The following is an 11,889-nucleotide window of genomic DNA, read 5'->3' on the forward strand; positions in this document are numbered from 1 at the left end:
GGCATGGTCAAAATAGGTACTGACTAAGCCTGTTTCCTGACTGTGGGGCTTGTGGACCAGCGAGTCATCAACGATCAGCACGCCGTCTTCAACTTGATGCTTTCGAACTAATGGCTTAACCGTTTTCCAGAGNGTTTGGCCAAGTTGATGAGGATGGCTTAAAAATCGAGTAACATCATCATGGCTAAGCTGGTCATCCATCAGGCGGGCCATGTTGGTAGCTGAAGTTTGGCCGAATGAACTGAGCAGATAGTCTGTATATAAATCAAGGTTCGTTTGCATGACCAAAGATAATTTGTCCACTTAACCACTTTGCGTAACTTCAGCTGTTAAAATCAGATTAAAATAAATAAAATTTTACTGCATCGGTATAATTAAAAATATTTACTATATTATGCCATAAAGCGCAGTATAAAGTGATTCTGAAAGGAAACGTTTTTTTGGTCTGCCTGGAACACGTTGCCAAATTCAACTCGTTTTTACCGAGTTGAATTTGGTTCGATCACCACCCCCTGTATTATAGCCCGATGCTATCACCCGGTACAGGTTGCTATCGTGCTCCACCTGATTCGCGTTGAAAGAAACCTGAATGGCCGGTATCCCGGTGTACGCATGGCCGTACTCTCCCTCCAGAAATATACCAGACCTGAGATTACTTTTTTTGGTATCGTGATCGGGGCAGTCGAATTGGCTGGTTAACTCCAGGCTGGGTAGGCGATTGCGCAGATAGGAAAAAGGGTGAAGTGTGTAGTATGGACCAGCCTGCCCCGGTCACAGTGTTTTAACTGGTTCAGGCCAACAACTTATCGATAGCCTGCTGTGCCCTGTCGGCACCGAAACCGGCTATGTTTTGCGCCATCTGTTCCTGAATCAGGTCGTTGCCTAAATTGCCGATGCTGCCTTCGTGGGTGTGATGCAACTGGCGGGGTGGGGTATACGTATGTTCCGCAATTTCTTTTCCCACGGTTCGGTAGGCTTCGCGGAAGGGAACGCCCTGCAATACAAGTTCATTTACCCGTTCCACGCTGAACAACAGGTCGTACCTGGGCTCGTCGAGCAGGTTCTCTTTTACCTGAATGTGTTCCAGCATGAAGTCGGTGATGGCCAGGCAATCCAGGATTTCGTCGAAGGCGGGCATCAGGATCTCTTTCAGCAACTGCATATCCCGGTGGTAGCCAGAGGGGAGGTTACTCATCACGAGCGTCACCTCCATGGGCAAGGCTTTGAGCCGGTTGGTTTTAGCCCGTAGTAACTCTGCCACATCGGGGTTTTTCTTGTGCGGCATGATGCTGGACCCCGTTGTCATGGCATCGGGCAGGGTCAGGAAACTGAAGTTCTGGCTATTGTATAAGCAGATGTCCATGGCCATGCGGGAGAGGGTTGTGGCCACGGCTGCCAGCGCCGTCAGGGCTGTTTGCTCGGTTTTTCCCCGGCTCATCTGGGCGTACACCACGTTGACGTGCATCCCTTCAAAACCCAGCAGTTCGGTCGTGAGGGTCCGGTTCAGCGGGAACGACGAACCGTAGCCAGCCCCCGAACCTAATGGGTTTCGGTTGGCCAGCCGGTAAGCGGTTTGCAGCGTGAGAACATCGTCAGCGAGGGCTTCGGCGTAGGCACCAAACCACAAACCGAAGGAGGAGGGCATGGCAATTTGCAGGTGCGTGTAGCCGGGCAGAAGGTCGTCTTTGTGCTGTTCTGACCGGCTGATGAGTCGGTCGAAAACGCGCTGAACGCTGTTGGTAACCTGCCAGAGCCGGTCGCGGGTGAAGAGTTTCAGATCCACCAGCACCTGATCATTGCGCGACCGGCCCGAATGAATCTTCTTACCTACATCGCCCAACGCCCGCGTCAGCATCAGTTCTACCTGCGAATGCACATCTTCAATCCCTTCCTCAATCTGGAAAGTACCCTGATCAATCTGTTGATAAATGACCTTCAATTCATTCTGTAATAGAGTGAGTTCATCTCTGGTCAACAGGTCAATGGTTTCGAGCATCTGCGCGTGGGCGAGGTTGCCCAGCACGTCGAACGGGGCCAGGTAGAGGTCCATCTCCCGGTCGCGCCCTACGGTGAAGCGTTCAATCTGCTCAGCGATGGCCGTGGATTCGGCAGGCGTACCTTCTTTTTGCCAGAGTTTCAAGAGTGAAAGAGTGAAAGAGTGAAAGAGTGAAAGAGCGGATTGCCACAAAACCAGCGCGTAAAAAGACTGGTAACCGCGCTGGTTTTGTGACAAAGTTCGCAAAGAAAGTCCGGGGGGCAAAGAGCCCGGTCGTTTTCGCGATTGTTTGCTATTAGTCGTAAGGCTTTTCAGGGCATATCCACGTTCACCAGGTTATCGTCCGAAACGCGGTCAATCAGCTTGTTATAGGGGTCGATACCGGCTTTGACGGGTTTGCCTTTCACGGTTACCTCAATAATATGCTCACCGGGGGTCAGGCTGTGTTTATGCATGTAGAGCGGTACTTTGGTGGTTAACCCGTCTTTGTTTTTACCATCGCTGGTGAGCACGGCAATGTCGACGAGAATGGGCGCTTTGCCTTTGCTCAGTTCTTTGCCGGTTTTGTCGTAGTACTCAGTCGCCGTTTTCACGCGCAGGGTCAGGCGGTAGCGGCCATTGCCGATGGACTTCGCTTCGGCTTTGGTGATGCGGTTATCATAGAGCGTCAGCTTCTCGAAATTGTCCGTCAGCCAGCCTTTGAGCGAATCGGGCGTGGCGGCCTTCAGGAAACCATACCACTCTAGTGAGGTCGTAAATGGGGCTGTCTGCCGGAACCGGGCCGCTTTCATATAGTTCTTCAGGGCCTGGTTCACACGGGCTTCGCCGATGTAATCCTGCAACGCATACATAAGCATCGACCCCTTCTGGTACCAGACGTAAGCCCGTGTATCGTTATCGAGCATGTTGGCTTCAAACTTGTCTTCATTGGCCCGGCCCCTTAGGTATTGGTCGAGAGCATACTTCAAAAACTTGGGCATGGCATCGGGGCCGTACCGCTGCTTGAGCACCATCAGAGCCGAATATTCCGCCATCGTCTCTGAAATCTGGTTGGCTCCGCGGGTCCGGCTGGGCATAATCTGATGCCCCCACCACTGGTGCGCCACTTCGTGTGCCGTCACGTAATAGGCGTAGTCGGTTTTATCCGGGTCGTGGAAATCGCCCACCCAGCCAAACTCCTCCGAATACGGAACGGTAGTGGGAAATGACTGCGCAAAAGTGGCATAGCGCGGAAATTCCAGCACCCGCAACACCGGATACGGATACGGCGCGTAGTTTTTGCTGTAATAACTTAGGGACGCTTTCATACTGGCCATGAATCGGTCGAGGTTGCGGTCGTGGGTAGGGTGGTGGTATACTTCCAGCGCAACCGTCTGGCCATTGGTCCCCGTCCATGTGTCGCGTTTGACCCCGTATTTGGCCGAACACATGCTGAAAAAGAAGTCGGAGAAGCCGGGAAGTTTGTACTGGAAATAGGTACGGGGTTTTCCATCGGGGCCGTTGGCGGTCCAGGTTTTCAACAACTGACCGGGCAAAATGGCCGTCTGGTCGGGGGTAGTGGAGATGGTACCTTCGAACGTAACCCAGTTGGCATCGTCGGTGAACAGGAAATCACGCAGACCGGCGGGGTCATTCTGTTTGGGAAGTGTCCATTCTTTCACCGCGAGGTTGTATTTCTTCCGGTATTTGTCACTGGTCAGCTCCTGATTTTCATCGTAGCCGAAGCCCGGGAAAATGCCCACGTTGAAAAACGTCCCGTTGCTTACAATATCCCGGTTGTTGCCGCTGTTGGCAAAGCCCACATATTCCCCCGTTACGGTCATCTCCATACGGGCCGAATCGCCGGGGTTCAGGGTTTTGGGGAGCCGGTAAATGGAATAGCCCAGGTTGGTGTCGTTCAGGATTTTTACGGGTTCTTTGCCGTCAATCAGGAATTTGGTCAATTGCCGGTGGAAGTTATCAATCGGCATCGTAAAATGCAGGGAGTCAATGGGCTTGTCGCCTTTGTTGACGATGATAAATTGCCCCGTAGCCAGGGCTTTGAATTCATCCGGGAAAACATCGACGTTCAGTTTTGCGCTGGTAATTTTTGGTTGCAGCACGTTGGCGTATTTGTGGTACGTTTTCTCGAACAGGGCCGATTGAGCGCGCTGTTCATCGGCGGAGAGGTAGCGATTCTTCACGCTGACATTGGTGTAAATCCAGGCACCCGTACTGACAAAGGCCACCAGACACAGCGCGAACAGGGCCATAGACCCCCGCCCGATGCGCTGCCGGGCCAGTTGCCAGCGGGCTTTGAAACCGCTGTCGGAACCCCGGTTCCAGAACCACAGTGCCAGTACCAGCAGCAATCCACCAAACGTGTACCAATAGAGCCGAAACGCGAATAGCCCGGCCAGGTAATGCCCGAAACCGTTCAGGTCTGAAATCTGCACACCACCCCCCGAAAAGGGCAGGGCCAGCCGGTAGCCAAACTCGGCAAACTGGGGGACCGCCCAGATAACGATGTATACCACCAGCGTAACGATATGCCCGACAAACTTCTGGTTGACCAGCGTATGCACGAAAAACGCCAGCATCACGTACTGGAAATACTGCGTGAAGGCAATGCCGAGCAGGTCGCGGATATACAGCCCGAACTCGTAGTTGAAATAACCTTTCACAGTTTGATTGACTACACCCGAGACGAGTACCAGTCCGCACAGCAACAGGCAAATGTAGGTCATGGACAGCAGTTTGGCGCCGTAGTTCATCCAGTCCGGAACGGGCAGGGCATCGGCAATGGTATCGTAATGCACCACTTTGTCGCGGTGAACAACCTCGCCGGTGTAGAAGATAATGACAATCAGCACGAAGAAGAAAAACGTACCGTTTCTGGCTTCCAGCATGGCGTAGGTGGTGGGCAAAGAGGGCGTACCGTAAATCTGCGACCCAAACCAGCCATCCAGAAACAGGAACAAAATGGCTCCCAGCATGATGGCGATAAAATATGGGTCGCGGATAATGCTCCGAAACTCCAGCCCGGCTTGCCCCAGCATCTGCCGGATATAAACGCCCGTGCTGAACACCGGTTTCGGCGTGGGTAAACTCGCCAGCGAAGGGGCTTTTTCGAGCACGTCTCCCCCTTTCTTCTCCCGGCTTTTGCCCAGTTTCACGGCCAGAAACCGGGAGAAGCTAAACCGGAAGAGCGTTCCCGCAAATACCAGCAGCGCCACCCCGAACCAGATGAGCCGGTTGGTGAGTAAATCACCTTCCAGGGGGGCCAGCAATGCGTTTTGCTCCACCGGCGACCAGTATTTGGTAGCGGCATCATAAGCGTAGGAGCCAAACGGGTCGAGCAGATTGACGAGGTGTTTGTTCTCCAAATCCTGCGACAGCGTAGACCCCAGCAGGTAGGCAATAAACAGTAGAATACTTCCTGCGTAGGTCGTAAATACTTGCCGCGAAAACGCTACCAGCGCGAAGAAGATGCTCCCCACCAGAAACATATTGGGCAAAACGAACAGCAGAAACGGGTAAGCGTAATCCCGGAATCGTATCGGGCCGAAGCGTTCGACATTGTCCGCTAAGTTAAAGACCGGTCCCAGCAGCGAGCCGATGACAATGCCCAGCAACCCAACGGACATGATGCCCAGCAGTACCACGAAGGAGCCCAGGTATCGCCCCAGAATGTAGCCCCGCTCCGTGATGGGAAAGCTGAAAAAGTAGTTTTTGGTGTTGTGCTCCACATCCCGATAAACGGGTACACCCATAATGGCCGAAGCCACCAGCATCCCGAAAATGGTCATCACCACCACAAACTGACTGACAGCGTAGGGTGAGTTGATGTTCGTTTTCTCCGATGCGGGCCCATTGCCGTAAATGACAAAGAGAAACGTAAACAGAAACAGAATTAGGGCGTAGAGGTACGTGGCGGGGCGTTTGAGCCGGTAAGCGAGTTCAAAACGGAAAATTTCTAGGAACATGGGGAGTAGTAGTATTAGGAGTAAGGAGTTATCGTTTGGCTTCTACGGCGTTATAATAAGAAGTCAATAGCCGGGCTACCTCCTCAAGATTTTGTTGCATCAGTTCCGTGTTGCCATACTCAAGGTCTTGTGCCAAGATGAGGTAATAGTGTGTTTCGTCCAGTGAGCCCTGTGCAATATTCAGGAATTTCGATTTGTCTGGAATAGCGCGTTTCCGATAGCCTTCGGCAATATTGGCTGGTACAGACACTGCACTTCGTCTCAGTTGGGATGTGAGTCCAAACAACTCTTCTTTAGGGAATAGCTTGGTCAGCTTGTAAACGGCCAGTACCAGCTGATGGGCCTTCTGCCAAACAATCAACTCGCGAAAATGCTTTGTCTTTTCCATGATGGGTTTGATGTTTTAGTGGGTTTACTAAAGGTATTAGCAGAGAAGAGCCATTGAGTGTCTGGTACTTGCGTCAGCAACTCCTCACTCCTCACTCCTCGCTCCCACTACTGTGCCCTCCGAAATCTTCGCGAAGTACACGTCCTCCAGGTCAGGGGCAACGGAATCGAAATCGGTCAGGGGTACATCGCTGTAGGCATGCAGGCGGGTTTTGCCCCCTTTGAGCTGAGTCGAAATAATTCGGTGCGACTGGCGGTACGTCTCGATTTCGGCTTTCTCCACCGACTTCTGCCATATCTTCCCGTTCAGGTCTTTGACAAGCTCGTTTGGGTTGCCCGTTGCTACCACTTCGCCAAGGCAGATAATGGCCATGTCGGAGCACAGATTCGTTACATCTTCCACGATGTGCGTGGACAAAATAACGATGGTGTTCTCCCCGATTTCGGCTAGCAGGTTATGAAACCGGTTCCGTTCGGCAGGGTCGAGACCGGCGGTGGGTTCATCGACGATGATGAGTCGGGGGCTGCCAATGAGGGCCTGGGCAATGCCAAACCGCTGTTTCATTCCCCCCGAATATGTGCCGAGGTTTTTCTTCCGAACGTCGTATAGATTCACTTTCTGCAACAAACCCTGCACCAGTTCTTTTCGCTCACTGCCATTTGCAATGCCCTTGAGCGACGCAATATGGTCGAGCATGGCCTCGGCAGTAACGCGTGGATACACGCCAAATTCCTGGGGTAAGTAGCCCAGTACCCGACGCACTGCGTCCTTCTGTGTCAGTACGTTTAGCTCGTCACCACTGGGCAAACCCGTCAGCCGGATACTGCCGCTATCTGCTTCCTGCAAGGTGGAAATGGTCCGCATCAGCGATGATTTACCCGCGCCGTTCGGGCCGAGCAAACCAAACATGCCCTGTTTAATCGTGAGTGAAACGTGCTGAAGCGCGCGCACTCCATTGGAGTACGTTTTGGAGAGGCCATTGATTTCGAGTTGCATATAGATAACAGGGGATTATTTGTCGGAAAGTCCTTATAGGCAAATATGTTAACTAAATGGGAAAGATGCTGCCCTATTTTTGCAAGCGGTCAGGATTGGGCATTAAGAGGTAGAAATGCCTGCTCTGCCAGAAATTCAGGCAGGGTTGGCAGGTAGTTGGCGGCCCAGCCACCAGAAACCACCCGCCGATAGCAGACTAATTCCCGAAATAGCCAGCCAGTGAACCGAAAAGCCCGCACCAGCCACCACCAGCGACCCCAAGGCGGGAGCGGCAGTTTGGGCCAGTGCGCCCCCCATCGCGTACAGGGCCAGGTACTGCCCCCGCGTGGCCGGACTGGCCCGCTCAACCGTGAATGACTGTAAAAAAGGCATGACCAGCATCTCGCTGAACGTAACGAAAAGAATATAGAGCAGGGCAATTACCGGTCCGGTCGATGCAAGGTCGTCGTAGTTCCGAAAACCGGATAGCGCCAGAACGGCGTACGAAACCGCTGTCAGCAGAACGCCCGTTATAATCAGGTTTATTTTAGACCGTTTCTGCTCCTCTACTTTATACACCAGTGCCATTTCGATAGCCACCACCAGCAGCCCGTTCAGGGTCATCAACAGCCCGATGGACCCTTCGCTTATGTGCAGTCGCTCTTTGAAAAACAGCGGTACAATCGTGAAAAGCTGCATGAAGGCAATCAGGTACAGCGTATTACATACCACGAAGGCGATAAAAAATGGGTCGCGGTGGGGTAATAGATGGGGTGATACCGGTTTGGCCTGTGCCAGTACTGCCGAACCGCCCGTCTGTCTATCGGCAGGGCTCTCTGTCGGTACGGGTAGAAACCGCCATAATACGATACCGGCCGCCAGACACGTCAGTCCATCAACCCAGAACAGCAGGTTGTACTGAATGCTGGCCAACCACCCGCCCAGCCCTCCGCCAACGGCCCAGCCGAGGTTGATAGCCAGTCGGTTGAACGAGAATGCCCGCGTGCGGGTCTCGACATCGGAGTAGTAAGCAATGGCCGCTTGGTTGGCCGGGCGGAAGGTATCGCCTAGCAGGGTGAATATGAACACGCTTCCGCATAGCAGGTGAAAATCCGTGACGAACTGAAGCAGTATGAGGGCTATACCTCCCATCAGCAAACTAAAGACCTGAATAGCGTAGAAACCGATACGGTCCGTCAGTCGACCTCCGAGGTATGTACCCACAAAGGCCCCCGCCCCGTACACCGCCATCACCGTGCCCGCCTGGGTTACGGAGTAGTGTAGTTGCTGCGTGAGGTACAGCGTCATAAATGGCAATACCATGGTGCCACAGCGGTTGATGAGCATCACGCCCGCCAGCAACCACACCGACGGCGACAGGCCCCGGTACGCCCGCTGGTAGAGGTAAAGTGTTCGCTGTAACATGGCCGCAAAAGTACGACGAACCGACTTCCCGAAGGCTTGTTATTCGGGGAGAGAATTGATACGTTTACGTAAAACAAGCGGGCTATGGAAGCAGTCGTGGAGTTATCGGAGTACGAAGTAGAAAGAGGGAAACCCACGCCCAGCAAAAACCATTCAATCATCCAGAGTAATTTACTGGTAGCGCTGGCTACCAACTACGGAAAACAGTATCGTTTTCTCTCTGAAATTAGTCTGGAAACCCCTCGTTTCGTACCCGACATCGGGATATTTCCTCCCATGCGTTTTGACCCATTGCACGACCAGACGAAACTGAATCAGGTGCCCGTTGGGGTGATTGAGATTATATCACCTTCGCAAACGCAGGAAGAACTGGTCGAAAAAGCCCGTCAGTATTTTGCGGCTGGCGTTCAGTCGTACTGGCTGGTGAATCCTATTTTCAGCATCGTGCATATCATGCACAGCCCGGATACCTATCAAAACGTGATTGAAGGTACACTGACCGACGAAAAGCTGGGTATCTCGCTGGAAATGAGCGAATTGTTCCGATAAATATCAACGCGGCTTTCTGCGGGCATCCGGCTCCTCGCCGGGGGAAACAAATATCTTTTTGTCGGTAATGAGCGGGCGGTGTTCTTCCAGAAATGCCTTTAGCTGCCGAATCTCTTCCAACTGCCGGTCGATGGGGTGGGTGAGGGCGTAACTTTCTACGTATACATCGGTAAAATCCGTGATAACGTACTCCATCAGTTTAATGCCTTTGCGCTTGAGGGCGTGGAGGTACAGGTTCTGGTGATTGAACAGATACCGGTCTTTCTGGTACGACCCCGTCGTTTTTAAATCCACCGCCTTGAATTTGCCAATCAGGTCTACGTAGCCGTAGAATAACACGTCCTCGATTTCCCACTGGCAGTATACCTGCGTATCCACAATGGGTCGGGGGAGCAGCTTTCGCACTTTCTTAATAATTTCCGGGTCGAACCGTTCCTCGTCTGTGCCTTTCACGATAGCTTCTTCAAACGATATGCCCCGTTCCTGCGCTGTCGTGGTGGGCGTGGGCACCCGATTGATGGAGTCAATCAGCATTTGAGCTGACAGATTGCCGCCCTGTAGGTAGCGGGAGAAGGTGTTGAGTAAGGAAGGGTAAAAGCGGTAATTTATGGACACGGGTAATTGGTTTTACGTCAATCTGTTCCGAACTAAAATCAACGGATGACCTACTTAGTTTTTCACCACCAGCAGCACCCCCGCCACAATCAGGCCGACACCCAGCAGCCGCCAGCCGTTGGCGGGATGTACCGCAAAGTTCAGGAGCCCGTAATGGTCCAGCACAATGGCCGCCGTCAACTGCCCCGCCACGCTCAAGCTGACCAGGTTGGCCGTGCCTATTTTCTGCACGCTGACGATAACCGTTATCATATAAACGGCTCCCATCACGCCCCCCATCCATTTCCACCAGCTTACCTGCCTGATTACGTCCATAGCGGGTACCGAACCACCCGATGCCAGCAGCATCAGCACCAGCGCCACCAGCCCCGAGCCAAATGAAACAACGGCGGCCAGAACCGGGCTGGACAGGGACTGGCGCAGGTTAGCGTTTACACCCGCCTGAACGGTGATGGCTAAACCAATCAGGAAAGCAAAGAACAAGTAAATGACATTCATGCCTGTAAAGGTAGGAAACCGTACAATCGGAATGCATTACAAAACACTGATTTTCGGATTATCGACACATTGTTGTAATAGGTATATTCTGTAAATTGCTACACTCTTAACTTAGACTTCCTCAATGATTCATGTTTATCATCACAAACTATTCTCTGGCAGTGGCGTTCTGCTTTCTGGCTATGCTCTGCTGGGGCTCCTGGGCCAATACTCAGAAACTAACCACTCAATCGGTACCAACTACTATATTTTATCGTGATTACACCTATGGTATTCTTATCCTGAGTCTGTTGCTGGCTTTCACGCTGGGTAGTATTGGCGAGTCGGGCCGGTCGTTCCTGACGGATATACGACAGGGTTCTACCCAAAATCTGTTCTACGCCCTTGTTGGTGGTTTTTTATTTAATATCGCCAACATACTCATTGTGGCCGGTATCGAACTGGCCGGTTTATCGGTGGCAGCGCCGGTTGGCATTGGACTGGCACTGATTCTTGGCGTACTTGTCAATTATCTACTGTCTCCGGCGGGGAATATCGGTTTACTGGTTGGCGGGGTTTTGGTTATCTTTCTGGCCATTGTCTTCAGCGCAATGGCGTACCGGGCCAAACGGCTTACCGATCAGTCGGTGAGCACCCTGGGCGTGTTGGCTTCGCTGGCGGGTGGTTTTCTACTGAGTTTCTTCTTCTACTTTGTTGCCAAATCCATGACGATGGATTTTGAGAACCCCGACCCTGGCAGCCTGACCCCATACACCGCCCTGGTAATTTTTGCACTGGGTATCGTAGTAAGTACGCCCCTTTTCTTACCGATACTGCGTCGGTTTGCCGGTAAACCGGCTGATGGTGATATTTTCTACGCTGATGTGAGTCGGCGTAATCATCGGATTGGTATACTGGGTGGCATGGTCTGGTGTCTGGGTATGGCATCGAGTATACTGGCATCGGGCACGGCCGGGTACGCCATCAGCTACGGGTTGGGGCAGGGAGCCACCCTCATCGCCGTTTTATGGGGCGTTTTCACCTGGCATGAGTTTCGGGGTGCCCCGGCGCAGTCGGGTCGCTATCTGGTACTGATGGGTATGTGTTATGTGCTGGGGTTAGTGCTGATTGTTGCGGCCAGATAAGGCGGAAATGGACCCTTGATAGCCCACTAACTGGCTTTTCTTTGTGGAAGACAAGACCCGAACGGTAGCCAATCCTACCACGCTGTCTCCTTTCTACGGTCCCTGTTTAGGCTGGGGGCGTTGGGGCTACCGGAGTTGGGGACCCGGCTGGTGGGGCTGGGGCGGCACTCAGTACACACAGGAAAATTACAAAGAGGGTACGCTCGTTGTCGATATCGTTGATGCCCAGACACACAAACTGGTGTGGCGCGGTACTGCCGAAAACGCGGTTGTCGACCCAGCCCGTATCACCGCTCAGTTGACAAAACAGGCAGAGTGTATTATTGAGCGCTTCCCGAACCGGACCAGTTAAAA

10 protein-coding genes and 1 pseudogene are annotated in these 11,889 nt (G+C 52.7%); 3 read left to right on the forward strand and 8 right to left on the reverse strand.

The window, feature by feature from the left end; translation table 11 throughout:
- The 6 genes from B157_RS40525 to B157_RS0115905 all read right to left on the reverse strand — a co-directional run.
- Positions 1–282: transposase (locus tag B157_RS40525; RefSeq protein ID WP_041952139.1), on the reverse strand; the 282-nt coding region annotated here is incomplete at its 3' end.
- Between the two features lie 508 nt (positions 283–790).
- Positions 791–2,140, reverse strand: a complete 1,350-nt coding sequence (argH, locus tag B157_RS0115885) for an argininosuccinate lyase (protein WP_020604289.1) — start codon at positions 2,138–2,140, stop codon at positions 791–793.
- Positions 2,141–2,307: 167 nt separating this feature from the next.
- Positions 2,308–5,961: an ABC transporter permease/M1 family aminopeptidase gene (locus B157_RS0115890; RefSeq protein ID WP_020604290.1), complete on the reverse strand. Its 3,654-nt coding sequence runs from the start codon at positions 5,959–5,961 to the stop codon at positions 2,308–2,310.
- 28 nt (positions 5,962–5,989) lie between these two features.
- Positions 5,990–6,349 carry a four helix bundle protein gene (locus B157_RS0115895; RefSeq protein WP_020604291.1) on the reverse strand — a complete coding sequence of 120 codons (360 nt, stop codon included), beginning with the start codon at positions 6,347–6,349 and terminating at the stop codon, positions 5,990–5,992.
- An 84-nt stretch (positions 6,350–6,433) separates the two neighbouring features.
- The gene (locus B157_RS0115900) at positions 6,434–7,345 is read right to left on the reverse strand and encodes an ABC transporter ATP-binding protein (RefSeq protein ID WP_020604292.1); all 912 of its coding nucleotides are present in this window, start codon (positions 7,343–7,345) and stop codon (positions 6,434–6,436) included.
- A gap of 135 nt (positions 7,346–7,480) precedes the next feature.
- The gene (locus B157_RS0115905) at positions 7,481–8,749 is read right to left on the reverse strand and encodes an MFS transporter (protein WP_020604293.1); all 1,269 of its coding nucleotides are present in this window, start codon (positions 8,747–8,749) and stop codon (positions 7,481–7,483) included.
- Positions 8,750–8,833: 84 nt separating this feature from the next.
- On the opposite strand from B157_RS0115905, the gene B157_RS0115910 reads away from it, so the two are divergent.
- On the forward strand, positions 8,834–9,298 hold the full coding sequence (locus tag B157_RS0115910) for a Uma2 family endonuclease (RefSeq protein ID WP_020604294.1): 465 nt from the start codon (positions 8,834–8,836) through the stop codon (positions 9,296–9,298).
- Between the two features lie 3 nt (positions 9,299–9,301).
- On the opposite strand, the gene B157_RS0115915 is transcribed toward B157_RS0115910, so the two are convergent.
- Positions 9,302–9,913, reverse strand: a complete 612-nt coding sequence (locus tag B157_RS0115915) for a hypothetical protein (protein ID WP_020604295.1) — start codon at positions 9,911–9,913, stop codon at positions 9,302–9,304.
- 54 nt (positions 9,914–9,967) lie between these two features.
- Entirely contained in the window at positions 9,968–10,411 is a 444-nt protein-coding gene (locus B157_RS0115920; RefSeq protein ID WP_020604296.1) for a DMT family transporter, read from the reverse strand.
- A gap of 131 nt (positions 10,412–10,542) precedes the next feature.
- Between B157_RS0115920 and B157_RS0115925 the strand changes: the two genes are divergently transcribed.
- Both B157_RS0115925 and B157_RS35485 read left to right on the forward strand, forming a co-directional pair.
- Positions 10,543–11,535 (forward strand): GRP family sugar transporter, encoded by a 993-nt coding sequence (locus B157_RS0115925; protein ID WP_020604297.1) that lies wholly within the window; start codon positions 10,543–10,545, stop codon positions 11,533–11,535.
- A 40-nt stretch (positions 11,536–11,575) separates the two neighbouring features.
- Positions 11,576–11,887 (forward strand): annotated as a pseudogene (locus B157_RS35485) (DUF4136 domain-containing protein); the annotation flags it as partial.
- Positions 11,888–11,889 lie beyond the last annotated feature (2 nt).

It is taken from the genome of Spirosoma spitsbergense DSM 19989, from assembly GCF_000374085.1.
In the GTDB taxonomy this organism is placed as follows: Bacteria; Bacteroidota; Bacteroidia; order Cytophagales; family Spirosomataceae; genus Spirosoma; species Spirosoma spitsbergense.